27 protein-coding genes and 1 pseudogene are annotated in these 23,929 nt (G+C 59.2%); 10 read left to right on the top strand and 18 right to left on the bottom strand.

Annotated features, from left to right (window positions below; genetic code table 11):
- Positions 1-202 precede the first annotated feature (202 nt).
- The 5 genes and pseudogenes from PAF20_RS09555 to PAF20_RS09535 all read right to left on the bottom strand — a co-directional run bounded on the left by PAF20_RS09555 (position 203) and on the right by PAF20_RS09535 (position 6,018).
- Positions 203-1,978 carry an acyl-CoA dehydrogenase C-terminal domain-containing protein gene (locus PAF20_RS09555; RefSeq protein WP_271070440.1) on the bottom strand — a complete coding sequence of 592 codons (1,776 nt, stop codon included), beginning with the start codon at positions 1,976-1,978 and terminating at the stop codon, positions 203-205.
- A gap of 35 nt (positions 1,979-2,013) precedes the next feature.
- Positions 2,014-2,400: a MerR family transcriptional regulator gene (locus PAF20_RS09550; protein ID WP_271070439.1), complete on the bottom strand. Its 387-nt coding sequence runs from the start codon at positions 2,398-2,400 to the stop codon at positions 2,014-2,016.
- Positions 2,401-2,562: 162 nt separating this feature from the next.
- A pseudogene (locus PAF20_RS09545) lies at positions 2,563-3,709 on the bottom strand (IS3 family transposase).
- Positions 3,710-4,060: 351 nt separating this feature from the next.
- Entirely contained in the window at positions 4,061-4,729 is a 669-nt protein-coding gene (locus tag PAF20_RS09540) for a 50S ribosomal protein L25/general stress protein Ctc (RefSeq protein ID WP_271070438.1), read from the bottom strand.
- A 164-nt stretch (positions 4,730-4,893) separates the two neighbouring features.
- A complete protein-coding gene (locus tag PAF20_RS09535) occupies positions 4,894-6,018 on the bottom strand; it encodes a TRAP transporter substrate-binding protein (protein WP_271070437.1) in 1,125 nt (374 codons plus the stop codon).
- Positions 6,019-6,282: 264 nt separating this feature from the next.
- Between PAF20_RS09535 and PAF20_RS09530 the strand changes: the two genes are divergently transcribed.
- From PAF20_RS09530 to PAF20_RS09520, 3 genes are all read left to right on the top strand, one after another.
- Positions 6,283-7,158 (top strand): ABC transporter permease, encoded by an 876-nt coding sequence (locus PAF20_RS09530; RefSeq protein WP_271070436.1) that lies wholly within the window; start codon positions 6,283-6,285, stop codon positions 7,156-7,158.
- Positions 7,155-7,961 (top strand): ABC transporter permease, encoded by an 807-nt coding sequence (locus PAF20_RS09525; RefSeq protein ID WP_271070435.1) that lies wholly within the window; start codon positions 7,155-7,157, stop codon positions 7,959-7,961. Before PAF20_RS09530 ends, PAF20_RS09525 begins: the two co-directional genes overlap by 4 nt.
- Before the next feature lie 104 nt (positions 7,962-8,065).
- Positions 8,066-9,157 carry an ABC transporter ATP-binding protein gene (locus PAF20_RS09520; protein WP_271073295.1) on the top strand — a complete coding sequence of 364 codons (1,092 nt, stop codon included), beginning with the start codon at positions 8,066-8,068 and terminating at the stop codon, positions 9,155-9,157.
- A 4-nt stretch (positions 9,158-9,161) separates the two neighbouring features.
- On the opposite strand, the gene PAF20_RS09515 is transcribed toward PAF20_RS09520, so the two are convergent.
- The 3 genes from PAF20_RS09515 to PAF20_RS09505 all read right to left on the bottom strand — a co-directional run bounded on the left by PAF20_RS09515 (position 9,162) and on the right by PAF20_RS09505 (position 11,580).
- Positions 9,162-9,506, bottom strand: a complete 345-nt coding sequence (locus PAF20_RS09515; protein WP_271070434.1) for an MmcQ/YjbR family DNA-binding protein — start codon at positions 9,504-9,506, stop codon at positions 9,162-9,164.
- A gap of 74 nt (positions 9,507-9,580) precedes the next feature.
- Positions 9,581-10,867, bottom strand: coding sequence for a homoserine dehydrogenase (locus PAF20_RS09510; protein WP_271070433.1), 1,287 nt, complete (start codon positions 10,865-10,867; stop codon positions 9,581-9,583).
- Between the two features lie 200 nt (positions 10,868-11,067).
- Positions 11,068-11,580: a hypothetical protein gene (locus tag PAF20_RS09505; RefSeq protein WP_271070432.1), complete on the bottom strand. Its 513-nt coding sequence runs from the start codon at positions 11,578-11,580 to the stop codon at positions 11,068-11,070.
- 119 nt (positions 11,581-11,699) lie between these two features.
- On the opposite strand from PAF20_RS09505, the gene PAF20_RS09500 reads away from it, so the two are divergent.
- Complete coding sequence (locus tag PAF20_RS09500; RefSeq protein WP_434802912.1) at positions 11,700-12,221, top strand: DUF4174 domain-containing protein; 522 nt, start codon at positions 11,700-11,702, stop codon at positions 12,219-12,221.
- Positions 12,222-12,322: 101 nt separating this feature from the next.
- Here PAF20_RS09500 and PAF20_RS09495 read toward each other — a convergent pair whose 3' ends face one another.
- The 6 genes from PAF20_RS09495 to PAF20_RS09470 form a co-directional block, all read right to left on the bottom strand.
- Positions 12,323-12,895 (bottom strand): hypothetical protein, encoded by a 573-nt coding sequence (locus tag PAF20_RS09495; protein WP_271070430.1) that lies wholly within the window; start codon positions 12,893-12,895, stop codon positions 12,323-12,325.
- Between the two features lie 173 nt (positions 12,896-13,068).
- Entirely contained in the window at positions 13,069-13,293 is a 225-nt protein-coding gene (locus PAF20_RS09490) for a YMGG-like glycine zipper-containing protein (RefSeq protein ID WP_271070429.1), read from the bottom strand.
- 96 nt (positions 13,294-13,389) lie between these two features.
- Positions 13,390-13,629 (bottom strand): hypothetical protein, encoded by a 240-nt coding sequence (locus tag PAF20_RS09485; RefSeq protein ID WP_271070428.1) that lies wholly within the window; start codon positions 13,627-13,629, stop codon positions 13,390-13,392.
- 156 nt (positions 13,630-13,785) lie between these two features.
- Positions 13,786-14,184 carry a hypothetical protein gene (locus tag PAF20_RS09480; RefSeq protein WP_271070427.1) on the bottom strand — a complete coding sequence of 133 codons (399 nt, stop codon included), beginning with the start codon at positions 14,182-14,184 and terminating at the stop codon, positions 13,786-13,788.
- 66 nt (positions 14,185-14,250) lie between these two features.
- Positions 14,251-14,388, bottom strand: a complete 138-nt coding sequence (locus PAF20_RS09475; RefSeq protein WP_271070426.1) for a hypothetical protein — start codon at positions 14,386-14,388, stop codon at positions 14,251-14,253.
- 162 nt (positions 14,389-14,550) lie between these two features.
- Positions 14,551-15,150: a DUF6497 family protein gene (locus tag PAF20_RS09470; RefSeq protein ID WP_271070425.1), complete on the bottom strand. Its 600-nt coding sequence runs from the start codon at positions 15,148-15,150 to the stop codon at positions 14,551-14,553.
- Positions 15,151-15,505: 355 nt separating this feature from the next.
- On the opposite strand from PAF20_RS09470, the gene alr reads away from it, so the two are divergent.
- The 6 genes from alr to PAF20_RS09440 all read left to right on the top strand — a co-directional run bounded on the left by alr (position 15,506) and on the right by PAF20_RS09440 (position 20,662).
- Positions 15,506-16,543, top strand: coding sequence for an alanine racemase (gene alr / locus PAF20_RS09465; protein ID WP_434802954.1), 1,038 nt, complete (start codon positions 15,506-15,508; stop codon positions 16,541-16,543).
- Positions 16,540-17,307: an MlaE family ABC transporter permease gene (locus PAF20_RS09460; protein ID WP_271070423.1), complete on the top strand. Its 768-nt coding sequence runs from the start codon at positions 16,540-16,542 to the stop codon at positions 17,305-17,307. The genes alr and PAF20_RS09460 overlap by 4 nt, the downstream gene beginning before the upstream one ends.
- A complete protein-coding gene (locus PAF20_RS09455; protein ID WP_271070422.1) occupies positions 17,304-18,032 on the top strand; it encodes an ABC transporter ATP-binding protein in 729 nt (242 codons plus the stop codon). The genes PAF20_RS09460 and PAF20_RS09455 overlap by 4 nt, the downstream gene beginning before the upstream one ends.
- 110 nt (positions 18,033-18,142) lie before the next feature.
- Positions 18,143-19,249 (top strand): PhoH family protein, encoded by a 1,107-nt coding sequence (locus PAF20_RS09450; protein ID WP_271070421.1) that lies wholly within the window; start codon positions 18,143-18,145, stop codon positions 19,247-19,249.
- Positions 19,242-19,730: an rRNA maturation RNase YbeY gene (gene ybeY / locus PAF20_RS09445; RefSeq protein WP_271070420.1), complete on the top strand. Its 489-nt coding sequence runs from the start codon at positions 19,242-19,244 to the stop codon at positions 19,728-19,730. The genes PAF20_RS09450 and ybeY overlap by 8 nt, the downstream gene beginning before the upstream one ends.
- Positions 19,727-20,662, top strand: a complete 936-nt coding sequence (locus tag PAF20_RS09440) for a hemolysin family protein (RefSeq protein ID WP_271070419.1) — start codon at positions 19,727-19,729, stop codon at positions 20,660-20,662. The genes ybeY and PAF20_RS09440 overlap by 4 nt, the downstream gene beginning before the upstream one ends.
- Positions 20,663-20,687: 25 nt before the next feature.
- Here PAF20_RS09440 and lexA read toward each other — a convergent pair whose 3' ends face one another.
- From lexA to trpC, 4 genes are all read right to left on the bottom strand, one after another.
- Positions 20,688-21,386, bottom strand: coding sequence for a transcriptional repressor LexA (gene lexA, locus PAF20_RS09435; RefSeq protein ID WP_271070418.1), 699 nt, complete (start codon positions 21,384-21,386; stop codon positions 20,688-20,690).
- 92 nt (positions 21,387-21,478) lie between these two features.
- A complete protein-coding gene (locus PAF20_RS09430; protein ID WP_271070417.1) occupies positions 21,479-22,654 on the bottom strand; it encodes a molybdopterin molybdotransferase MoeA in 1,176 nt (391 codons plus the stop codon).
- Positions 22,651-23,121, bottom strand: a complete 471-nt coding sequence (moaC, locus tag PAF20_RS09425; protein WP_271070416.1) for a cyclic pyranopterin monophosphate synthase MoaC — start codon at positions 23,119-23,121, stop codon at positions 22,651-22,653. Before moaC ends, PAF20_RS09430 begins: the two co-directional genes overlap by 4 nt.
- Positions 23,118-23,906 carry an indole-3-glycerol phosphate synthase TrpC gene (gene trpC, locus PAF20_RS09420; protein ID WP_271070415.1) on the bottom strand — a complete coding sequence of 263 codons (789 nt, stop codon included), beginning with the start codon at positions 23,904-23,906 and terminating at the stop codon, positions 23,118-23,120. Before trpC ends, moaC begins: the two co-directional genes overlap by 4 nt.
- Positions 23,907-23,929 lie beyond the last annotated feature (23 nt).

Here is a 23,929-nt window from a genome sequence, read left to right as displayed (position 1 = left end):
AGCTTTGTTCCTTATGCCTGATCTCGCGGTACAGGCTGGGGAGCCGATGACCGCTGAAGGAGAAAGCCCCGGTCCGAACCCGTCGCAGATCGTCCGGTTCGGGCCGGGGCCGCTTCTTCTTCACTCAAATACCCCCGCCGGAGGCGGTCGCGTCGATGAACCCATGGCTCGTCTGTGCCGGGGCAGCTGAATGACGCATTTGTCAGAACTGCTCTGCGTCGAGCGCCATCACCGGATCCGCACCTGACTCGATACGTGCCTTGTGCGTCGCGGTCATCGGAAGCTGGCGCTTCATGTAGTAGCGGCCGGTCGCCAGTTTTTCTTCGTAGAACCCCGTGTCGCCTGAACCGTCATTCAGCGCGTTCTGCGCAGCAACTGCCATCCGCGCCCACATGAAGCCAAGTGCGGTATGGCCGAACAGGTGCATGAAGTCATAGGAACCCGCAAGCGCGTGGTTCGGGTTCTTCATGCCGTTCTGCATGAAGAACATTGCGGCTGCCTGCAGGTCTTTCGAGGCCGCTTTCAGCGGTTCGAGGAAATCCGCCTTCAGTGCTTCGTTGCCTTCGTTTTGCTTGATGAAGCCTTTCACCTCTTCAAAGAAGGCCATGACATGCTTGCCGCCATCCTGAGCCAGCTTGCGGCCGACAAGGTCGAGCGCTTGAATGCCGTTTGCGCCTTCATAGATCATCGTGATGCGGGCATCGCGGACGAATTGGCTCATCCCGTGCTCTTCGATATAGCCGTGCCCGCCATAGACCTGCTGCGCCAGCACGGTCGTGTCAAAGCCCTTGTCAGTCAGGAAGCCCTTGATGACTGGCGTGAGCAGTGAGACAGCGCCCTCCGCCTCATCATCGCCATTCTTCGCCTTGTCGATCTGGTGTGCAGCCCAGAAGGACAGCATGCGTGCGCCCTCCAGGAAGCTTTTCTGATCCATGAGACTGCGGCGGATGTCGGGATGTACGATCAGCGGATCGGCCGGGCCTTTCGGGTTTTCCGTGCCAGTGACGGCGCGGCCCTGCAGGCGGTCCTTGGCATATTCGACCGCGTTCTGATAGGCGGCCTCGGCGACCGCGTAGCCTTGCAGGCCGACGCCGATGCGGGCTTCGTTCATCATGGTGAACATGGCGCGCATGCCTTTGTGCAGATCACCGAGCAGCCAGCCTTTCGCTTCGTCATAATTCATCACGCAGGTCGAGTTGCCGTGAATGCCCATCTTCTCTTCAAGGTTGCCGACGCTGACGCCGTTGCGTTCACCCAGAGAGCCATCTTCGTTCACGAGGAACTTCGGCACGATGAACAGGCTGATGCCCTTTGTGCCCTCACCACCGCCGGGGGCTTTGGCCAGCACCAGATGGATGACATTGTCGGCCATGTCGTGATCGCCGGCGGAGATGAAGATCTTCTGGCCAGAGATCAGATAGCTGCCATCATCCTGCGGTTCCGCCTTGGTGCGCAGCATGCCCAGATCGGTGCCCGCATGCGGTTCGGTCAGGTTCATGGTGCCGGTCCATTCGCAGGACACCATCTTAGGCAGGTATTTCTGCTTCTGTTCGTCGGAGCCGTGGGTGTGGATGGCGGAATAGGCGCCATGGGTCAGGCCCTGATACATGTTGAAGGCCATATTCGCCGACACGAACAGTTCGCCGGTCGCCAGTCCCAGCACATAGGGCATGCCTTGACCGCCATATTCCGGATCGCAGTCAAGCGCGGTCCAGCCGCCTTCCTTCATCTGGTCGAACGCTTCCTTGAAGCCTTTCGGCGTGCGCACGACACCGTTTTCCAGCACACATCCCTGTTCGTCGCCGACGCGGTTCAGCGGCGTCAGGACATCGCTGGCCAGCTTGCCCGCAGCGTCAAGAACGGCTTCGGTGAAATCGCGATCAAGTTCATCATGTCCGGGCAGGCCCGAGGCGGAGACATTCAGCACCTCGTGAAGAATGAACTGCATGTCGCGGACGGGGGCATTGTAAATCGGCATGTTCGGTCCTGTTCGTTGATACGAGAATTTCGGTTTCAGCCGGCCTTGCGGGCGTTCAGAAGGCGTTCTGTTTCATCTATTTGCTGGGTCAGGTCCTTGATTGCCTGCCCGAGTTCGTCCTGCTGGCGGATCATGTCGGCCAGGCGGATGCGCGCCGCATCCAGCGTGGCTGCCAGCTGGGTCACGTTGTTGTCGCGGGGATCGTACAACTCCAACAGCTGGCGGATCTCCTCAAGGCTGAAGCCGAAGCGTTTGCCCTGCAATATCAGTTTGAGGCGCGCCCGGTCCCGGCGATCGTACAGGCGATGCTGCCCGCGACGCTCTGGTGAAATCAATTCGCGTGCCTCGTAGAAGCGCAAGGTGCGCGGCGTGACATCGAAGGCATCGCACATCTGGCGGATGGTCATGAGTTTGTCGCTCATCCCTGGCGGCTCCTCTTCCGCTAAAGTTCACGGATGAAATAGTGGTGCTTGTTGACGTAAACGTAAACAAAAACGCTGCGTCACGGGATGGTGATCTTTGTCGAGGGCACGCTTCGCTTAACCTGTCGCGAAAGCCAGGGTAGCCTTCTGCCGGACGGTAACTTAAGCTTTCATAGCTCGCTCCTCGAATGTGATAGGGCTTAGGTAGCCGATGGTCGAGTATCGGCGCTTTGGATTGTAGAACCGCTCGATGTAGTCGAAGACATCTGCGCGTGCCTGTTTTCTTGTGCGGTAGGTTTTCCGCCTGACACGTTCGGTTTTCAGCGAACAGAAGAAGCTCTCCATCGCAGCGTTGTCCCAGACATTTCCGGACCGGCTCATCGAAAAGGCGATGCCGTAATCGGCCATCAGCCTTTGGAACGGTTCGCTGGTATACTGGCTGCCCTGATCGGAATGATGCAGCAGATCCTGCGGCCTGCCTCTGCGCCAGATCGCCATGATCAAGGCGTCCGTGACCATCTGGGCCGTCATCTGGTCGCTCATGGACCATCCAACGACACGCTGCGAGAAGAGATCAATGACGGCGGCGACATAGAGCCAGCCTTCCGCTGTTAAGATACAGGTGAAGTCCGCCGCCCATTTCTGGTTCGGGCTATCCGCATCGAACCCACGTTCAAGCACGTTGGCAGCTATGATCGACCTCGGGCCCTCGTCTTCAGTTGGTTTTCGACGCTTTGGGCGAGCTCTGAAGGCCGCCTGCCGCATCAGTCGCTCGACGCAATGCAGCCCGCAGGAATAGCCCTCTTCAAGAAGATCATGCCAGACCCGCCGTGCGCCATAGCTCTGGTCTGAACGCAGAAAACTTCTGCGGATCACTGCCGATAGCTATTCGTCGCGGATCGACCGGTCGCTGCGTGGTCGCGTCAACCAGGCATGGAAGCCGCTTCGTGACACACCGAGCGCGTCACACATCCAACTCACTGGCCAGACCCCTCGGTGTTTCGCCACAAGTCCAAACATCGCAGCTGGTCCTTGACGAAGTAGGCCGCGGCCTTTTTTAGAATGTCCCGCTCCGCCTTCAGCTTCGACACTTCGCGCCGCAGGTTCCTGAGCTGTTCCTGTTCCGGGGTTAGCTTGCCGTGACCAGGAAGCGCAGCCGCCCCGTCTGTCGCAGATGCCCGCACCCACCGGCGAAGCGCAGTCGCCTGTATTCCAAGACCCCTTGAAGCCTGCCAGTGCTGACGACACGCTTCGTTATCAATTCCACCGCTTCCCGCTTGAACTCGCGGCTGAATGCTTTTCTCGCCATGTAGATTCTCCAGTTTCATAAACACCCTATCCGGGTGTCCGCGAAACCGGCAGCAGGCCATGTTTCGTCGAGCCTATGGGATCAAATGGAGTTCGGTTTGGCTGAAGACTGAAAGCTTACGCACCTGAGGGTGCGCAAGCCGTCAATAGAGGATAGTTAAGTAAATAGGCCCCTTTTAACTCCTAGCCTATTAATTCTAAATTATTGAACACGTTAAGAAACCTTCCAAGCTAACTTCTGATAGGCAACTTTCATAAAGCGGCACGTAAAGGGAATTTTCTTTGGCTGCATTATTGCAATGAAAAAGGCGGCGCATCGAACGCCGCCTTTCTGTTTCGCAGGTGCTGAAGATCACTCTTCTGCGTTTTCTTCCGCTGCGTCTTCGCCCGCGGCCTCGGTGACTTCGGCGTCTGCATCGGCTGCATCTTCCTCGGCCTCCTCAGAGACCAGAGCGGACGGTGCGGCGAGGTTTGCAATCACGAAATTGCGGTCGGTCGTCGGCTTCGCGCCCGAAGGCAGCTTGATATCGCCGATATGGATCGAATCGCCGATTTCCTTGCCTTCCAGATCGACAACGATGCTTTCCGGAATGTCGCCTGCGGTCACGACGAGTTCGACTTCCGGGCGCACCGTCACCAGCGTGCCGCCACGCTTCAGGCCAGGGGCCTTGTCGTGGTTGATGAACTCGACATGGATGAACAGGTTCACTTTCGACGTCCGGCGCAGGCGCATGAAATCGATATGCGTCGGCAGGTCCTTCACCACGTCTTTCTGGACGCCGCGGCAGATGACACGAACGTCATCCTGACCGTCCAGCTTCAGGTTCCACAGCGTGGACATGAAGCGACCGGCGCGCAGCTTGGTCAGAAGCTGGTTGAAGTCGAACTGAACGGCGACGGGGTCTTTACCGTCACCATAAACAATGCCGGGCACCTTGCCGTTACGGCGAGCTTGACGGGCGGCCCCCTTGCCTGTCCCCGTACGTGCCTCGGCCACCAGATCTGGGATCTCTTTGGCCATGATATATTCCTTTCAGGTTAACCGGCTTCCTCCAAGGGTGAAGCCGAAGCCGGGCGCATAGCAGGGTTTGGATGAGATGGGAAGGGGAAATGCCCGCGTTATTGCCTGCTCGCCATCAAAAAAGGGCGCCCCAAAAGGCGCCCTTCCGTGAAGGTGGCTGAAGCTTAAAGCTTGCCGCCACGCTGCTGGATCATCATGAACGTATCATAGGTGTATTCCGCAGTCTGGTTGTACAGATACCAGTCATTGCGGAACGCCTTGATCGAGGACCAGATCTTATTCCAGCTTTCGTTATTATCGTCGAGTTCGGCATAGACTTCATTGGCGGCCTGATAGAAGGCCTCCATCACCTCGGGCGTGAAGGGACGCAGTTCCGCCCCGCCCGCGACCAGCTCTTTCAATGCGGTCGGGTTCTTGTAGTCATATTCCTGAAGCATATCGGCGTCGGTGGCCTGACATGCCGTGTGCAGGAGCGACTGGTAATGTGACGGAAGCTCTTCATAGCGTTCCTTGTTGAACATGAAGTGGACCGTCGGACCACCTTCCCACCAGCCAGGATAGTAGTAATAGGGTGCGACCTTGGCGAAGCCGAGCTTCTGGTCATCATAGGGGCCGACCCATTCGGCACCGTCGATCGTGCCTTTCTCAAGCGCGGGATAGACATCGCCACCGGCAAGCTGCTGGGGCACGACGCCGAGCTTTTCGGCCACGGCACCGGCGAAACCGCCAAGGCGCACCTTCAGCCCCTTGAGGTCGTCGATGCTGTTGATCTCCTTGCGGTACCAGCCGCCCATCTGCACGCCGGTATTGCCGCCGGGCAATGCAAAGAGATTCTCTCCAGACAGGAATTCGTTGAACAGGTCGATGCCGCCGCCGTGATACATCCACGCGTTATGCGCGCGGGCCGACAGCGCGAAGGGCACCGCCGCGCCAAGCGCCCAGGTCGGGTCCTTGCCCCAATAGTAATAGGCAACGGTATGCGCGCAATCCACGGTTCCTTCGGCGGCGGCGTCAGCGGCCTGAAGGCCGGGCACGATCTCTCCGGCGGCGAAAGGCTGGATGACGAACTTACCCTCCGTCGCGTCGCTGACCATCTTGGCCAGCACTTCAGCGCCGCCATAGATCGTGTCCAGAGACTTCGGGAAAGACGAGGTCAGGCGCCAGTTGATGGTCGGCGATTCCTGTGCGATGGCTGGTGCGGCAAGCGTTGTTGCAGCGGCGGCTGACGCACCGCCCAGTGTCGCATGAGTCAGAAAGCGACGGCGGTCGAGTTTGGATTTATCTGTCATGTATCCTCCACAGCGCGGGGTTCATAGGCCCCGCTTGGCGTTTAATGTGCATATCAGCCGCCCCTGTGTCGAGATGAAAGACCATTAAAGGGCGAAATATTCGAACCCGCGACATCCTCGAGCTTTGATGCCTTTCGCTGGCTGCACAAATACCCGGCAATGCGCTCCTACCGGCAGAACAATGCGCAATTTTTACACTTTCGCGGCTTTTCAACTCTGCCAGTGCTTTATAAGCTTAATCTGATCGCGCCGCAGGGAGAAGTAATGGCAGCTACCCGTTTCGACGCCGAGGCGCGCCAGGGGCTGGCGATGGTTTCGCCGCCGCTGATCTATGCGCTGCTGATGCTGGCGGCACCGCTTCTGACCATTCTGGCCTATTCCTTCTTCAAGGATGATTACCTGAAGGTCGTACACGAATTCACGCTGGACAATTATCGCGCGGTCCTGACTGATCCCGTGTTTCACAAGGTCATGCTGCGCTCTGTCATCGTGGCGATGTTGGTGACGCTGGTGACGGTGGTGCTGGCCTTTCCCGTGGCCTATTTCCTGTCCTTCAATGTCCGGGCCGAACGGAAGGCGATGTGGCTGTTCCTCATCACCATTCCGTTCTGGACCTCATACCTGATCCGCGTGTTCCTGTGGAAAGCCATTCTTGCTGAAAACGGCGTGGTCAATTCGGTGATGACGCTGCTGCCCTTCATCAATGAGCCGCCTTTCGGAAATATGCTTTACAATGTTCAGGCGATGGTGATCACGCTGGCCCATGCCTATGCGCCTTTTGCCATCCTGCCGATCTATGTTGCCTTGGAAAAGATCGACCGATCGCTGCTGGAGGCCGGGCAGGACCTTGGTGAATCGAGGCTCATGACCTTCTGGCGCGTGACGCTGCCGCTTGCGATGCCGGGTGTGGTTGCGGCCACTCTGATCGTATTCATCCCGACAATCGGCGATTATGTAACGCCAGAGCTTATCGGGGGCGGCAAGACGCCGATGATCGCAAACATGGTGCAGGCGAACATGCTGGCGCTTGATAACCGGCCGATGGGTTCAGCCCTGGCCGTCACGGCAATGATCGTCGTGACGATCGTCAGCCTGATCTTCCTGTTCCTCAACCGTCGCTTCCTGAAGGTGCGGCAATGAGGGGCGGAGGGCTGCGGATCTACGCGATCCTTTACCTGATCTTCCTTTACGGACCCATTCTGATCTTGCCGCTGTTCGCCTTCAACAACGGCACGATCATCGCCTTTCCGTTGAAAGGCTTTACCGCCGAATGGTTCGTTCAGATGACGCAGAATGAAACCCTGCGCCGGGCCTTTCTGAACTCTCTGACTATCGCAGTTTCTTCGGCCATCCTCGCCACGGCGCTTGGCGTCTTTGCGGCGCGCGCCACGACACGCTTCAGCTTCCCGGCCAAGGGCGGCATCATGGGGCTGATCATGTTGCCGCTGGTGCTGCCGGAAATCATCGTCGCCATGTCGCTGCTTGTTGTGCTGCTGGCGATGGGGGTCGGCCTTTCGCTTGTCACGGTCATTCTGGGGCACACCCTGATCTGTATGCCCTATGCAATCGCGATCCTGTCCACGGCGTTCAACAGTCTGGACAAATCGCTGGAGGAGGCCGCCTATGACCTCGGTGAAACGAAATGGAGCGCGTTCCGCCTTGTGATCCTCCCGCTCGTGATGCCGGGGATTATATCGTCCCTGTTGATGAGCTTCACGATCTCGCTGGATGAATTCATCATCGCTTTCTTCCTTGCCGGAAACGAGCCGACTTTGCCGACCTATATCTTCAGCCAGCTTCGTTTTCCGAAATCCGTTCCGGTCATCATGGCGCTCGGCACCGTTCTGGTACTGATGTCGATCCTGCTGTTGACCATCGCCGAATATTTCCGCCGCCGTGGTGTCGCCCGGACCGGACAAAAAGACCATGGGGGTTTCCTGTGAACGATACGACCAAGGCCGCCCCGCAAGAACCTGCACTGCGCGCAACGGCGCCGCGCAACCCGAAATCCGCCAACCGTTACGCCGAATTGCAGGCGGCAAAGCCGATGATAGAATGCCGCGATGTTCACAAATATTACGGCGATTATCATGCCCTGCGCGGCATAGACCTGACCATCCGAGAGGGGGAATTCTTCTCCCTGCTCGGCCCCTCTGGCTGCGGCAAGACAACGCTTCTGCGCACCATCGCTGGGTTTGAGGATATCTCCTCGGGGGTTGTGCTGATCGACGATAAGGACATGGTTCATGTCCCGGCCAATAAGCGCCCGACCAATATGGTGTTCCAGTCCTACGCAATCTTCCCGCATCTGACGGTGGCTGAAAACGTCGCCTTCGGCTTGCGTCGCGATCCGCGCTCTAAATCGGAAAAGGCGGCCGCGGTGGAAGAGGCACTGAAAATGGTCGGCCTGTCAGGATATGGCAAGCGCGCGGCCCATGCATTGTCCGGTGGTCAGCGCCAGCGGGTGGCGCTCGCTCGGGCGCTGATCCTGAAGCCGAAGGTTCTGCTGCTGGACGAACCGCTATCGGCCCTTGATCGCAAGATGCGCGAACAGATGCAGGTCGAACTGATCAAGCTGCAACGTCAGGTCGGCATCACCTTCGTGCTTGTGACCCACGATCAGGAAGAGGCCCTTGTCATGTCCGACCGCATCGCGGTGATGTTCGAAGGTGGCATCGCGCAGATGGATGAACCCGAATCGCTCTATGCCCGCCCGGTCAGCCGGCATGTGGCGGATTTCATCGGGGTGATGAACTTCCTGCCGGCAACGATCCTGTCCGAGACCGCCGATCAGATCCGTGTCGACGTCGAAGGCCTGGGAGAGATCGAACTTGTCCATTCTCAGGTTGCGAAAAACGACGAAGATTCCGGTCCGATGATCGGTTTCCGCCCGGAAGCCGTCAGCATCTTCCCAGAGGGTCAGCCGCAGAGCGCGCCGCGGCAGAATGGCGGCGTGATTGATGAGGTCGTCTATTACGGCGACATGACCTATTACGACGTCCGGCTTGATGAAGAGGACGGCACCCAGTCGGAACCTGTCCGTATCTCGATGCGCAATGTTTTCGGCCGGGACATTCCGAATGTCGGTACGCGCGGCTCGGTCGGATGGTCGCCTTCCAGCCTGATCCTGTTCAGGTAGTCGCTTAACGGACGGGAGCCAAATCTGCCTGCACTGTCTTGGGTAGCCCACCCCGGATGATCAGATAAGATTGCCGAATCCGATGCTCCAGCTCATCGCGGGCGGCATCGCAGGGCAGGGCCACCCAGCTTCGGTGCATATAGGGCGCCTTCGCCGCCACCCCGGCCTCGATCAGCATAGCGCTTGTTTCGATACTGTCGCATTTCACAGAGACACGTTCTTCCATCGCCCCGATCAGCGCAAAGATCTTGCCGCCCACTTTCCAGCAATCATGCCCGCCGCCCCAGGGATCGGAATGTTCCGCTCCGGGGAAACGCCCGCAGATTTGATTGACCAGCTTGCGACTCATGGCAGCAGTCTAGCATCATCTTTGGTGCGAAAATACCTCGGGGGTCCGGGGGCAGCGCCCCCGGCTTTTTCGCCCTAAACCTCTTCGATCCGCAACTCGACCGGGTCTTCGGCAATCACACCCGTTTTCGGCAGCATCTCGATTGCATGGTCTATGGCGTCGGGTGTCGTCTTATGCGTGACGATCAGAACCGGCGCATGCCCGCCTTCGTGATCATATTGCCGCATCCGATGGATGGAGATACCGGCATCGCCCAGCACCGCCGCGACCTTTGCCAGGGCACCCGGCTTGTCCAGAAGCGCAAGCCGCATGTAATAGGCGGCGGGAACCGCGGTGCGCGCCGCCTGCGCGCGGGTCAGGCCCGAAGCAGGCTGGCCAAAGACAGGCAGCCGCACACCACGCGCCAGTTCGACCACATCGGACATGACAGCGCTTGCCGTTGGCCCTTCGCCCGCGCCTGCGCCACGCAGAACGATCTGGCCGACCGCATCGCCTTCGATTACCACCATATTGGTGCCGCCCTGCAACTGCCCGATCGGGCTGTCGGCAGGGACGAGGCAAGGCGACATGCGTTGTTCCAGCCCCCGCGCGGTCATCTGGGCCACACCCAGCAGCTTGATCCGGTAACCCATATCGGCCGCGCGGCGGATATCGTCGATGCTGACCCGCTCGATCCCCTCGATCTCGACAGCGCCGAAATCGACCTGTGTTCCGAAGGCGATGGATGACAGAATGGCAAGCTTGTGGCTGGCGTCGATGCCGCCCACGTCAAGGTTCGGATCGGCCTCCAGATAACCAAGCTGGCGGGCTTCCTCGAACACGGCCTCATAGGGCAGGCCGGCGCTTTCCATCCGTGTCAGGATATAGTTGCAGGTGCCGTTCATTACACCCATGACTCGGTTGATCTGGTTGCCCGCCATGGATTCGGTCATGGATTTGATGATCGGGATACCGCCCGCCACCGCCGCCTCAAAGCGGATGACCCGGCCTTTTTCCTCGGCCAGTTGTGCCAACGCCTGACCGTGGATCGCCAGAAGCGCCTTGTTTGCGGTCACGACATCCTTGCCGGACTTCAGCGCCGCCTCGACCGAATCGCGCGCGATGCCTTCGTCGCCGCCGATGAGTTCGACATAAACGTCCACATCTTCGCGTGTTGCGACGGCGATCGGATCGTCCAACCATTCATAGGCTGACAGATCCGCGTCGCGGTTCTTCATCCGGTCACGCGCTGTCACCGCCGTGATAGAGACAGGACGACCCGAACGTGCCGATAACAGATCGGCATGTTTCTGGATGATTTTCACGACACCGATACCGACAGTGCCAAGCCCGGCGATACCAAGCCTTAATGGGGCGGACATGAAAGCCTCTTTTTTCGCTTGTCCAGCCTGTTAGCGCGAGCCGCGGGCCGTTGCAACGCGAGTGCGGCCCAGATCGTCACAACAGTTAAAGCGATTGCTGCCAGAAAGCTTCAAATCAACATGACGTTGAACAGTTGACGGTCATGCCGTGCGGATCGGCGGACGGACAAAATTGTCGTTCATCGACGCGCGACGTCTTTCTAATCCTCGTCATGGCCGACCCATTCGCCCTCGATTCCGGTCTGGCGCATGATGGTCACGACGCGGGATGCGGCAGCCAGAGTCAGTTCGTGGATTTTTTCCAGATCTTCGTTGCCGACATCGCCGGGGAAAGTCTCTCCCTTCGTGTTCAGAAAGGACGGGTGCCAGCGGCCCGGCGCTTCGGAAGCCTTCCACGAGGCGTGGCACAGCAAGTTGCGGTGACGCCTTATCTGGCGCAGGTCGCGGGCCAGATCGTCACGGCCTTTCACCTGCGCGTTGCCCATCTGTTTGACGAACTGGTCGATCAGCGTGCCAAGCGTGTCGTCTGCAATATCCTCCATCCGGCGCAGCCATGCTGCCACCGCGCGATCATCCGCGCGTTTGCCCAGCCCGTTGCGGGAGAGAGAGAAGATCGCTCGCTTCAGGGCTTCTTCAAGAAAACCGAAACCGGCTACGGCATGTCCAATCCGTGCGGCGAAATCATCAGGCAGGCGATCAGGGGCGCGGTGCATAGTCATGCGCAATTCGTAACCGAGGCTTTCGGCAATGTCTCCACCCCAGTTTCATCTGATGGCGGACAGTCCTTTCGTCCGCTCGCTTATCGCCTATATCTATGTCAGAAGAGGTGAAGATGCGTAGTTTGATTATGTTGCTTACAGTTGCAATGCTGGTATCCGGTATGGGTTCTGGCGGCGATCCCTCGCCACCCTCTCGGGTCAACCCACCATCTTCGGCAGAGGTCGATGCCGCACAATCAGCCCAAAGTCAGGAAATAGGCAGCCCGACCGCCGCTGATGAACTTCAGATACTTGCCGCGTCGGAGACAACGCCGGAGGAGTTTTTGTGGCAGGCCCGGCCGGTTATTGTTTTTGCCGATACCGCCGCCGATCCGGCATTTGTCGCGCAAATAGCTGAGTTAAGACGTCTGCCGGGGGAGTTGGCAGAGCGTGACGTGGTCGTCATCACCGACACCGAACCTGCCGCCAACAGTGCATGGCGCAGCAAGCTTCATCCGCGCGGATTCTCACTGGTGATCATCGACAAGGACGGTCAGATCAAACAGCGCAAGCCGCAACCGTGGAGCGTGCGCGAAATTTCCCGGGCCATCGACAAGTTTCCGTTGAGACGCGAAGAAATCGGGCGGGGTGGCTGACACCATGATTCTTGCGAAATCGGCCCTGAACGCCTATATTTGAACTGAGCAGAGTGGAGATTGCGTCATGTCTACGATTTACGCACCCAAACCCATCAAGGTCAGGACGGGTCCTCGTCCCGGCTACTGATCGCGCCGCGACCGTCCACGTTGGACTGAATCGCCGCCAATGCGCTTTCACCAAGTTCGATAGCGCCTAGTTTCATTGAGATATAGTCACGATACATCGCCGCTGCGCGCTCGGGTCCTATTTTGACCAGATCGAGAGATCGCAGATCGGTGATCATCGCGCCAATCGCATTCAACTGGCTGTAATATAGCACGATGGGGTCAACCGTATCGCGGGGCAGGATATGCAGTTCCGCCACGATTGCCCGGAAAATTGCGTCATTATGTTCGGTCGGGATGACCGGGAAATAGCCATCTTCTTCCTCAATTCTTTGCGCAATTTCGGCACCGTATTCCTCGATCTGATCGCGCTGCAGAACGGCCAGGTAGGCTCTTATTTCTGCAAACAGGGCGCGCTGTACGTCGCGCACGCGATCGGCCCGATGTTTCGCGTCCCGTCTGCGGCTCTGCCAGGCCACGACCCACCAGCCAGCCGCCAGAAAAAGCCCCGCAATCATCGCCGATTGGGCCTGAGGTGCCAGAATTTCATCAAGGGGAGGGGTCATCGCGTCCAAAGCATCCGCTGTTATGGCGGGATATTTCGGATCGCCGCCTGCCGCTGAGGTAAATCTCCTGCAGCCTAGCCGGGCTTCGCACGGATGGCGAGTGCGTGCGAACAATGCCAAAAGAAAAGCGCCGACCGGCAACCAGTCGGCGCTTTTTTGTCAGGTGATCGGCGTTACTGGCAGAACCGCACGTCGTTACACAATGCGCCCGCGGCAGCACCGATTGCGGCACCCTTGTAGACGTCGCTTTCATCCTTGTCGGCGACATGGGCGATGGTCGCGCCGGCAGCAGCGCCAATCGCTGCGCGGTCGAAATCCGTAGGGTTAATGTTCTGAGTACAGCCTGCAAGGCCAAGCGAAAACAGCGCGGCCGCGGCCGCAATGTGAAGTTTGGTCATGGGAAATCTCTTTTAAAGGACCGCTGAGGCGTGGTTTCGCGCCAGCTGTCGCGGGTTTAGGCGACGGCCGCAAGGGCGGCCGTCAAGCCAGTTTGATTATTGCGCGTAGCAAACGCCTGCATCGTCGCACAGCGCGCCAGCAGCAGCGCCGAGAACGGCACCCGTGCCGACATCTTCGTCAAATGCCTTGGCTGCCACAGCGCCTGCACCTGCACCAACAAGCGCACGCTGCGCGTCAGCCGACATACCGGTGCCGTATGCACCCTGCTGACAAGCAGAAAGCGCTGCGATTGCAAAGATTGCGCCGACGAGGCGGATCGAGGTTTTGGTCTGCATGTAACTCTGCCTTTTCTTGAGTGTTCGCCCGATTCCGGGCCTGATTGTTTGCGATTGTCACATTGCCACAACAACTTGGGCGATAAAACTGACAAGCGCGTGAAAAGCCGTGAAACGGCAAAGCGTTGCCGAAATGACAGACCGGCGGTGTTTCGCTTAGTCTTCGTCGCTATCGAAGCCGTCGTCCCAGTCCTCGACGAAATCGGGTTCGTCCTGCGCGAAAATCTCGGGAAAGCTGGCCTGTGCCTTGCCGAGATCGACGCGGAACAACTGATCATAAGAAGTTGGGTCCAGCTTGCCTATGGCCACCACCTCGCAACCAAGCAGCCATGATAGCCGACCGGCATCCAGATTGCCGCGTTCGAACTCTTCCTCTCCGAAATGTTCGATCAGCGCGGCCAGAAAGCCTGCATCCGCGCGTCTGTCGGCGGCGCTGCGATCACGAAATCGTTCGCGCGCGGCCAGTTTGGTCGCGCCCTTTGGATTGGCACGACGAATGGTGAACTGGTAGTCCGATGATGGCAGCCGGGATGGAAATCCGCGATGTTTCAGCAAATCGACGCCTCGCACTTCTTTTGATCGCACGGGCAGTCATACCGCCCGCGCGCCCGGCATCCAAGATCAGTTGGCGCCGTATTTGCCCTGATACACCGGCTCTTGCGTGACGGCGACCGGCATCGTGGTGATTTCCGGCTCACGCGGCTGGCAAGCTGCGAGAACGCCCAGGGCCACGAGGGCGAGCGCGAATTTTTTCGACATTGTCTGCTCCTGTAAGATGGGGCTTCACACCCCTTTTTGTCGATTTCTGTCGCACGTCATGCGTGGACGACATGATTCTAGGTAAGATTTCGTTAGCGCGATAGCGGGCGGGTTAACGCTTCGGCGCGACTTCGCCGATCTGTGGCAGCCTTGCATCAGCGGTTACAGAGGTTCCCAGATGCATTCGTCACGATCGGCCGGCAGGCTGAACGCCTCAAAAAGCTGGACGGCACCGGGTTCCAGGCCGGCGCTGTCCAGTGGACGATCCGCCAGCGAGATCACTATTTTGCTTGGCCGTGGGGCAGGGCTTGCAATACGCGGCAGAACGAAATTTTCACACAGCCACACGATGTCGTCATGCATCGGATCGCGAAGCAGGCTGTCCGGTGCGGGCGGCAGAACGAAATCGCCGGTCGCCGAATCCGTTGGCGATTCGGCAATCTCGTCGATCGGCATATCAAGCGGCAGCGAGATTACGGGTGTCTGATCCAGTTCCGTCGATGAAATTAGCCCTTCGATAATCGCGTCGCTGATGATTGTCGCGGCCCCGCCTTCTGATTCGGCAAGCGCATCCAGTGCCGCCATATCCTCTTCCGTCAGGGCCTCCATCGGTGCGGGAGAAGCCATTGGCACCAGGTTCGCCAGATCCGGTGCGACAAAGCGAAAGCGATATGTCAGCCCATGCGCCCCCGGATTGCCGGTGATCATATCTTGCCAGTAGATCAACTGACCCGACGGCACCGTGATCGGCTTTCCTTCCATGTCAGTTGCAAGGGACGGGGCAGAAGAAACCGGAGACGCTAAAGTTATTATCAGAACGGGTGCGAGATGTCGCATGAAGGGCAGCCTGACGGATGGCATTCTGGGTCGCTGTTGCTTCTGGGCTTCGTGCGGCAGGTCACCGAAGCGAGCTTCTCATATTGTCGGACCCGCACGACCTCTGCCGTCGTGTGGGCCAAAAAAAATCGGCGCAAATCTAATGCGCATGCCCAATCACTATCAGCCATGAAGCATCAACCAAATGACACCGACATCGGAAATTCCGCCGATGTTGCAAGGATGCAAGTGACTGTGACCGCGACGACGCAATCTTGACGCCGGAACGGGGATAGAGGAAATCGGGCAAATGGTTCTGGAAATTGATCGCTCGGCCCTGCAGGCCAATTACCGCGCCCTTGCAGACAAGGCGCCCGGTGCGCGTACGGCTGGCGTCGTCAAGGCGGATGGCTATGGTCTTGGCGCAGGCATGGTCGCGGCCGCACTGTCAGAGGCAGGCGCGCAGGACTTCTTCGTCGCCATCGCGTCCGAGGCGGCAGCGGTGCGCGAGGCTACCGGTCCGTCTGCGCGGATATTCATTTTGTCCGGCCATATGGACGGCGCGGATTTCGGCGATTCAATTCCGGTGTTGAACAGTCCCGAACAGTTCTTCCGTGATCGCGCGATACGTCCGGGTCAGCCTTTCGCCGTTCAGTTGGATTCCGGCATGAACCGCCTTGGGTTCGAGCCGGGCGAATGGGCCGGTCTTAAATCCGAAATTATGGCTGCGGGTCCTGAGCTGGTAATGTCGCATCTGGCCTGCGCGGATGAACCTGACCACCCGATGAATTCGCGCCAGCTTGCCGCGTTTCGCGACATGACGGACGGGATAACGGTGCCGCGCAGCCTTGCCGCTACGGGTGGGATATTGCTTGGGCCGGATTACCATTTCGACATCACACGGGCAGGGATCGGCATGTATGGCGGGATGCCCTTTGCCGATGCGCGCCCGGTCATCCGCCTGTCCCTTCCTGTGATCCAGACCCGCATCGTCGAGGCGGGCGAGACCGTTGGCTATTCCAATACATGGACGGCGCAGCGCCGGACACGGGTTGCGACGGTTGCGGCGGGCTATGCCGATGGTATCCACCGCGCCCTGTCCTCGGACAGTGATCGCGCGCGCATCAACCTTTTGGCGGGCGACACGCCCTGTCCGCTAGTCGGGCGTGTGTCGATGGACCTGATTACAGCGGATGTTTCGGCGCTTGAAACAGTGCCTGATAGCCTTGACCTTATCTCTTCGGTGCAGAAGGTCGACGACGTCGCCGATGTGATCGGGACCATCGGATACGAATTGCTGACCCAGCTTGGCGGGCGCTACGAACGCCGTATCATATGAACGCACTTGCGCCTATCACACTGACCGGGCGGGCGACGCTTGGAATGATCCGTCGGATTGGCCGGGTTGCGATATTTGCCGGTCGCAGCCTGTTCATGCGCCCTGATCCGCGCGAGTTGCTTCGCCAACTGATCCAGATCGGCTGGCTCTCTCTGCCGGTGGTCGGGCTGACCGCGCTGTTCACCGGTGCCGCACTGGCGTTGCAGATGTATTCCGGCGGTCAGCGCTTTTCGGCAGCAGAGGTTGTCCCGGCGGTTGTGGCCATCGGCATGGCGCGCGAACTCGGCCCGGTGCTTGGCGGGTTGATGGTGGCTGCGCGCGTCGCCTCTTCCATTGCGGCGGAAATCGGCACCATGCGCGTGACCGAGCAGATCGATGCACTTGTTACACTTTCCGCCGATCCGCAGCGGCATCTGGTGACACCACGGCTGTGGGCGGCGATCATCGCGGTACCTGCACTGGTCGGGGTCGGCGATATTATCGGGATCATGGGCGGCTGGCTGGTCGGCACGCAGTCGCTGGGTTTCACATCCGCCGCCTATCTCAGCGGAAGCTGGTCCTTCCTGGAAAGCTGGGATGTCATTTCCGGGCTGCTGAAGGGCGCGGTCTTCGGGCTGATCGTCGCATTGTCCGGCTGCTGGTGCGGCATGAACGCGGGTCGCGGCGCGGCGGGCGTCGGTCGGGCGACCAAATATGCGGTCGTCGTCGCGGCTGTCGGAATCTTCGCGGCGAACTTCATCATGACGGGGCTGTTTTTCGGATGATCCCGGTTCTGGAAGTGCGCGACCTGCACAAGTCCTTCGCCGGTCAGCCGGTGCTGAGCGGGCTCGATCTGTCCGTCGACAAAGGGGAAAGCCTTGTCGTTATAGGGCAATCCGGTACGGGAAAGTCGGTTTTGCTGAAATGTATTCTGGGGCTGGAAAGCCCGGATTCAGGGCAGATCAGCTGGCAGGGGCAGCCGCTGGATGCGAAAAACCGTGCTGGTTTCATGAACAGGTTCGGTATGCTTTTTCAGGGCGCGGCTCTGTTTGACAGCCTGACCGTCTGGCAGAATGTCGCTTTCCGGCTGCGCAAACCGCTTGGCGACGACAAGGCAAGGCAGATCGCCATTGAAAAGCTGGCGCGTGTCGGGCTCGGGCCAGAGGTTGCCGATCTTTACCCGGCTGCCCTGTCGGGCGGGATGGCGAAGCGGGCTGGTCTTGCGCGGGCCATTGCGGCTGATCCCAAGGTGATCTTCTTCGACGAGCCGACAACCGGGCTTGATCCGATTCGCTCGGCACGCATCAATGACCTGATCCGGACCATCGTGACAGAAACCGGGGCAACCGCGATCACGATCACCCATGACATGACGACCGTGCGCAGCGTGGGCGACCGTGTGGCGATGCTCTCGGGGGGAAAGCTTGTCTGGCAGGGCGGCATAGCGCAGATGGATGCCGCAGAAGAGCCGAATCTTCATGACTTCATACGTGGCATCTGGCGGCGCTGATTGGCGTTTGATGTGAAACTTTTGCGACAGATGCGCAGTTTCTTACACAAGCACTTGTGCAAACGCATCACGCACCCCACCATAGGGGGGCTGATAATCCGGAGACCTCATTGGGCCTGACCCCTACCGCACCCGACATCGCCGCGCCGTCCGCCGCTACGCAAGGCGAGACGCTTCTGGAATTTCCCGATAACCGGCTGCTGATAGAGCTTTGCGGCCCAGCCGATGCGCATTTGTCGCAGATCGAGGCCGCTTTGGGCGTGCATATCCTGCGCCGTGGAAACCTGCTTGCAGTCGTTGGGCCGCAGGCGGTGCGTGACGATGCCGCGCAGCTTCTTCAGGCACTTTATGCCCGGCTGGAACAAGGGCGTCCGGTCACTGCGGCAGAAATCGACGCGGCGCTGCGAATGGGACCCGAGGCAGAGCCGGCATCGTTGTCGCCCGATGAACAGCTCGAAATGTTCGGTTCTGGCCCAATCGAGTTGCGGACCCGCAAAAAGACGGTAGAGCCGCGGACGGACGCGCAGAAGGATTATGTGCGCAATCTGTTCGCGAATGAGATGGCTTTCGGCATTGGTCCGGCCGGTACCGGCAAGACATATCTGGCCGTGGCGGTCGGTGTTACCATGCTGATTGGCGGTCATGTCGACAAGATTATCCTGTCGCGCCCGGCGGTCGAGGCCGGTGAGCGTCTGGGTTTTCTGCCCGGAGACATGAAGGAGAAGGTCGATCCCTATATGCAGCCGCTCTATGACGCGCTGAACGACTTTCTTCCGGGCAAGCAGCTTGCCAAGCTGATGGAGGAAAAGCGGATCGAGATCGCGCCACTCGCCTTCATGCGTGGCCGCACGCTCGCCAATGCCTTCGTGGTGCTGGATGAGGCGCAGAATGCTTCGACCATGCAGATGAAAATGTTCCTGACCCGTCTGGGTGAGGGGTCGCGCATGGTGATTACCGGCGACCGCAGCCAGATCGACCTGCCGCGCGGGACGCAATCCGGCCTCGTCGATGCCGAGCGTATTCTTGCGGGGATCAAGGGCATCAGCTTCAACTATTTCACCGCGAAGGATGTCGTGCGCCATCATCTCGTCGCGCGTGTGATCGAAGCCTATGATGCGGCCGATGCCGAAGCATTGGCGCGGGGCGAAGATAACTCGCAGGGCAATTATCCGCCGCGCCGCGCGCCCGGATCGTCGCAGGCCAGCCGCAATGGCTGAGGTCGATACCGTCATAGAGGATGAACGATGGGAAGACGCCGGACTTGAAACGCTGGCCGAGCGGGCAGGGCTGGCGACCCTGCACTGGCTGGGCATGGATGCGGACATCGTCGTTATGGGCTGCGATGATGCGCGTATCGCCGCGTTGAACGGTGATTTCCGAGATAAGGCGCAGCCGACAAACATTCTGTCATGGCCTGCGGTCGAACACGTCGCCCACGCGCCCGGCGCGCATCCCGCGCGCCCTGCTGTGGCAGAGCTTGGCGATATTGCCATCGCATATGAGACCTGCGTCCGCGAAAGTCAGGCGCAGCACAAGCGGTTTGACGCTCATGTCACGCATTTGCTGGTCCATGCCATTTTGCATCTGGCTGGCTATGACCATCTGAATGACGCGGACGCGTCCGTTATGGAGGATGCCGAACGGCAGATATTGGCGCCGCTTGGTATAGAAGACCCCTATTTGGAGAAGGAAACATGAACAGCGAACCATCGCGAAGTCCCGCGCCCCCCGCCGATGTCAGCGCCGATCCAGCCGGATGGGCCGACGGCATCGGCAGCGAGGGGCGCGATCTACCCGTATCTAGGGGCTTTCTCGGCCGATTGTTCGGCGCGTTCTCGACTGGTGAGGATGAAAATATCATCCCGGAAGAGCATCGCGCACCCCAGCCCGCAGCGCCGGGGATGCTTAACCTGCGGCGGATGCGTGTGGATGATGTCGCGATACCAAAGGTGGAGGTCGTCGCCGCACCGGTGAACGCCTCGCTTGAGGAACTGGTCGAGATGTTCCGCGAGCATGGGTTTTCAAGGGTGCCGGTTTTTCGCGGTACGCTCGACAGTCCGTTGGGACTGGTCCACCTGAAGGATCTGGCGCTGAAGCACGGCTTCGGGTCCCGGCCGGCCGGCAAATTCAGCCTGCGGCCTATGCTGCGCCCGCTTCTATATGTGCCCCCATCCATGCCGATCGGCGTTCTTTTGCAGCAGATGCAGAAGGACCGGATCCATATGGCGCTTGTGATTGATGAATATGGCGGCGTTGACGGGCTCGTGACGATTGAAGATTTGATCGAACAGGTTATCGGCGAGATCGAAGATGAACATGACGAGGTTGAAGGCGGCATGTGGATCGCCGAAAAACCCGGTCAATGGCTGGTTCAGGCCCGGGCGCCGCTTGACGAACTGGAGCAGGAAACCGGCCTTCGTCTGACGCCGGAAGAGGATGACGAAGATGTCGATACGCTTGGCGGGCTGATCTTCAAGCTGACGGGCCGTGTCCCTGTTCGAGGGGAGGTTATCCCTCACGAATCCGGCGCGGAGTTCGAGATTGTCGATGCGGACCCGCGCCGTATCAAGCGTGTCCGGCTCCGTTTGGCCTCTATCGGAAAAGACACCGCAGTCTCGCCGTCGGCATAAAGGCGGCGGAGATGGACGGTAGCGATCAGTAGCTGCGGATCAGCCCGACAAGGCGACCCTGAACATGAACCTTATCCTCTGGCAGAATGCGGGTTTCATAGGCAGGGTTCGCTGCCTCCAGTGCGATCATCGCGCCCTTCCGGCGATAGTATTTCAATGTGGCCTCATGGCCCTCTACCAGAGCCACGACTATATCGCCGTTCTGGGCCAGTTCCTGTTCGCGGATCACCACAATATCGCCGTCATTGATGCCGGCGTTGATCATGGAATCCCCCTTAACCTCCAACGCGTAGTGACTTTCACGTCCAGAGAGCATGCTGCCGGGGACAGAGATATTGTGCGAAACTTCCGAGATCGCCTCGATTGGGACACCGGCGGCGATTTTGCCCATTACAGGGAGCTGGAACGCGTCTGATGTGACTTCAAACGCACCGGAGGGCGGCGGCGGCGCGGTTTTTTTATCTCCCTGAATCAGACGTGGTGAAAAGCCGGGCGCTGATTTAGCCAGAGAATCCGGAAGGCGAACGATCTCGAGCGCACGGGCGCGATGCGGCAGGCGCCGGATGAAACCGCGTTCTTCCAAAGCGGTAACCAGCCTGTGAATGCCAGACTTTGATCGCAGATCGAGCGCGACTTTCATTTCATCGAAAGACGGGGGCACGCCGTCCCGTGCCATACGCTTTTGGATGAATTCCAGCAATTCGATCTGCTTCTTGGTCAGCATGTTCCGGCCCCGTTACCTCCGCGTTCGATAAATGTTCTGCCACGATCACGCGAATCCGTCAACTGTCTCGCATAATCAGGCTGAAGAAATCGTTAATCGAGCGCAATATATTCCACTTTCTCGCCAGCCCGCCTTGCGGGATCGTTGGCGGGCCTGACCAGTAGTGCGTCTGCCCTGGCCAGAACAGCCAATCTGGCAGAATCCTGATCGTCAGATGGCGTGACGACAACATCCTCAACTTCGCGGCGAAGCGACGCGCGAAGGTAGTGCTGACGGTCGCCCTCTGGCGCGATATCCACGCCCAGACGACCAGTGCGCAGGCGGTCCTCTGATCCAAGTCCCTGCATCTGACGCAGTAGCGGCCGCATAAATAATTCTGCGCAAACTATTGAAGATACCGGATTTCCGGGCAGTCCAATCATCGCTGAATTGCCAATACGCCCTGCGATCAGTGGTTTGCCCGGTCGCATTCTGATCTTGTAGAAAGCGCGGTCCATGCCGAACTCTTCGGTGATCCGGCCGATCAGGTCATGATCGCCGACTGAGGCACCGCCGATGGTCACGATGAGGTCAGAACCTGCAGCAGAATTGAACCGCTCGCGCAGGCTTTCGAAGCTGTCGGCGGCAATCGGCAGGCATTGAGTATCGGCACCAGCCAGCCGCGCAATTCCGGCGACGGCGATATTGTTCGAGCAGATGATCTGTCCTGCTGCGGGCTCTGCCCCCGGCGGGACCAACTCATCTCCACCGGCGATAATGGCAACCTTGGGTCTACGCGCCACGCTGAGCCTGCCGATATTCATCGCAGCAAGCAGAGCAAGGTCGCGAGGCGTCAGAGGATGACGTGGAAAAAACTCCGAATTCTTTTTGAAATCAGATCCCTCGGCGCGCATATTTATGTTCGTGTTTTCGCCCGATATTCTGATGGTATCGCCTTGTCGCTCGACGTGTTCCTGTATGACCACATGATCGTAACCATCAGGAACAGGGGCGCCGGTAAAGATCCTGACTGCGGTTTCGGGATTGGCTGTCCCTGTCCACGGCTGACCCGCGCCTGCCTCCCCAACGACCAGCAGATCTTTACCAAGATCCACACGCCGGATAGCGTATCCATCCATTGCAGACGCATTGAATGGCGGCTGGGTCATCCTTGACTGTACCGGGGCTGCAAGCACCCTGCCAAGAGCATCCTGCAGCGCGATTTCTTCGACCTGCACCGGACCGGCAAGCGCAAGAACGCGTGACAAGGCCTCCTCAACCGTGATCATTCCGCCTCATAATATCCTGATTTTCCGCCGCTTTTCTTCATCAACCGGATGCCCTCTACACGCATGGATTTTTCAGCGGCCTTCAGCATGTCGTAGATTGTCAGGCACGCGACCGAAACGGCGGTGAGCGCCTCCATCTCGACACCCGTCTGGCCAGAGGTTCGGACAGTTGCGCTGACGCGGATGCCGGGCAGGTCGTTATCCGGGGTCAAATCAAGCGTGACCTTCGTGATCGGCAAAGGATGGCACAGCGGGATAAGATCCGACGTCTTTTTCGCCGCCATGATCCCGGCCAGACGCGCGACGCCAAGCACATCACCCTTGGCGGCTCCGCCTTGCGCCAGTGCAAGCGTTTCCGGACGCATGATAACGACGCCCTCGGCAACGGCTTCGCGCGCGGTGACGGGCTTGGCCGAGACATCGACCATATGTGCCTGCCCGTCATTGTCGAAATGCGTCAGGCTCATGCCAGGCCCAGGATTTGTTGCGTCGCAGCTGTTACGTCGCTTTGCCGCATCAGGCTTTCGCCGATCAGGAAACGACGCGCACCGGCCCTTGCCATGCGGTCAAGATCTGCGGTGGCGAACAGCCCGCTTTCGCAGACCAGATGCCGGTCATCCGGGACATGCGGGGCGAGGTCTTCGGTTGTGCCCAGATCAAGATCAAATGTCTTGAGGTTGCGGTTGTTGACCCCGATCAGCGGTGATTTCAGCTTGAGCGCGCGTTCCAGCTCTTGGCGGTCATGTACCTCGATCAGTGCATCCATTCGCCAGTGCCGCGCGGCGTCTTCCAATTCCGCCGCAAGGGTATCATCGACAGAAGCCATGATGATCAGGATCGCATCGGCGCCCCAGCCGCGCGCCTCGGTGACCTGATATGGATCGTAAAGGAAATCTTTGCGCAAAACCGGCAGGCCGACCGCATCGCGGGCTTCGGTCAGGAATTCCGGCGCGCCCTGAAAACTGGGCGAATCCGTCAGAACCGACAAACATGCGGCACCACCGGCCTGATAGGCGCGGGCCAGTGCAGGCGGGTCGAAATCGGCGCGGATCAGCCCTTTGGATGGGCTGGCCTTTTTGATCTCGGCAATCAACGCGTAGCCATCTGCGGCTTTCGCGGAAAGCGCATCGGCAAAGCCTCGCGGAGCCGTGGCGGCGCGTGCCGCAGCTTCAACCTGCGAAAACGGGCGGGAAGCCTTGGCAGAGGCGATTTCGTCGAGTTTGTAGCTTTTTATCTTGTCGAGGATATCCATGCGCAGACAGTAATGCGCAGCCG

It is taken from the genome of Paracoccus albus (genome assembly GCF_027913035.1).
GTDB lineage: Bacteria > Pseudomonadota > Alphaproteobacteria > Rhodobacterales > Rhodobacteraceae > Paracoccus > Paracoccus albus.
Note: the sequence above shows the minus strand (reverse complement) of the source record. Positions and strands in the feature narration are given on the sequence as shown.

Bases quoted from the DNA above. Each gene is read 5' to 3' on its own strand.
- PAF20_RS09555 (WP_271070440.1), bottom strand. From the start codon at position 1,978: ATGCCGATTTACAATGCCCCCGTCCGCGACATGCAGTTCATTCTTCAC.
- PAF20_RS09550 (WP_271070439.1), bottom strand. From the start codon at position 2,400: ATGAGCGACAAACTCATGACCATCCGCCAGATGTGCGATGCCTTCGAT.
- PAF20_RS09540 (WP_271070438.1), bottom strand. From the start codon at position 4,729: ATGGCCAAAGAGATCCCAGATCTGGTGGCCGAGGCACGTACGGGGACA.
- PAF20_RS09535 (WP_271070437.1), bottom strand. From the start codon at position 6,018: ATGACAGATAAATCCAAACTCGACCGCCGTCGCTTTCTGACTCATGCG.
- PAF20_RS09530 (WP_271070436.1), top strand. From the start codon at position 6,283: ATGGCAGCTACCCGTTTCGACGCCGAGGCGCGCCAGGGGCTGGCGATG.
- PAF20_RS09525 (WP_271070435.1), top strand. From the start codon at position 7,155: ATGAGGGGCGGAGGGCTGCGGATCTACGCGATCCTTTACCTGATCTTC.
- PAF20_RS09520 (WP_271073295.1), top strand. From the start codon at position 8,066: ATGATAGAATGCCGCGATGTTCACAAATATTACGGCGATTATCATGCC.
- PAF20_RS09515 (WP_271070434.1), bottom strand. From the start codon at position 9,506: ATGAGTCGCAAGCTGGTCAATCAAATCTGCGGGCGTTTCCCCGGAGCG.
- PAF20_RS09510 (WP_271070433.1), bottom strand. From the start codon at position 10,867: ATGTCCGCCCCATTAAGGCTTGGTATCGCCGGGCTTGGCACTGTCGGT.
- PAF20_RS09505 (WP_271070432.1), bottom strand. From the start codon at position 11,580: ATGCACCGCGCCCCTGATCGCCTGCCTGATGATTTCGCCGCACGGATT.
- PAF20_RS09500 (WP_434802912.1), top strand. From the start codon at position 11,700: ATGCGTAGTTTGATTATGTTGCTTACAGTTGCAATGCTGGTATCCGGT.
- PAF20_RS09495 (WP_271070430.1), bottom strand. From the start codon at position 12,895: ATGACCCCTCCCCTTGATGAAATTCTGGCACCTCAGGCCCAATCGGCG.
- PAF20_RS09490 (WP_271070429.1), bottom strand. From the start codon at position 13,293: ATGACCAAACTTCACATTGCGGCCGCGGCCGCGCTGTTTTCGCTTGGC.
- PAF20_RS09485 (WP_271070428.1), bottom strand. From the start codon at position 13,629: ATGCAGACCAAAACCTCGATCCGCCTCGTCGGCGCAATCTTTGCAATC.
- PAF20_RS09475 (WP_271070426.1), bottom strand. From the start codon at position 14,388: ATGTCGAAAAAATTCGCGCTCGCCCTCGTGGCCCTGGGCGTTCTCGCA.
- PAF20_RS09470 (WP_271070425.1), bottom strand. From the start codon at position 15,150: ATGGAAGGAAAGCCGATCACGGTGCCGTCGGGTCAGTTGATCTACTGG.
- PAF20_RS09460 (WP_271070423.1), top strand. From the start codon at position 16,540: ATGAACGCACTTGCGCCTATCACACTGACCGGGCGGGCGACGCTTGGA.
- PAF20_RS09455 (WP_271070422.1), top strand. From the start codon at position 17,304: ATGATCCCGGTTCTGGAAGTGCGCGACCTGCACAAGTCCTTCGCCGGT.
- ybeY (WP_271070420.1), top strand. From the start codon at position 19,242: ATGGCTGAGGTCGATACCGTCATAGAGGATGAACGATGGGAAGACGCC.
- PAF20_RS09440 (WP_271070419.1), top strand. From the start codon at position 19,727: ATGAACAGCGAACCATCGCGAAGTCCCGCGCCCCCCGCCGATGTCAGC.
- lexA (WP_271070418.1), bottom strand. From the start codon at position 21,386: ATGCTGACCAAGAAGCAGATCGAATTGCTGGAATTCATCCAAAAGCGT.
- PAF20_RS09430 (WP_271070417.1), bottom strand. From the start codon at position 22,654: ATGATCACGGTTGAGGAGGCCTTGTCACGCGTTCTTGCGCTTGCCGGT.
- moaC (WP_271070416.1), bottom strand. From the start codon at position 23,121: ATGAGCCTGACGCATTTCGACAATGACGGGCAGGCACATATGGTCGAT.
- trpC (WP_271070415.1), bottom strand. From the start codon at position 23,906: ATGGATATCCTCGACAAGATAAAAAGCTACAAACTCGACGAAATCGCC.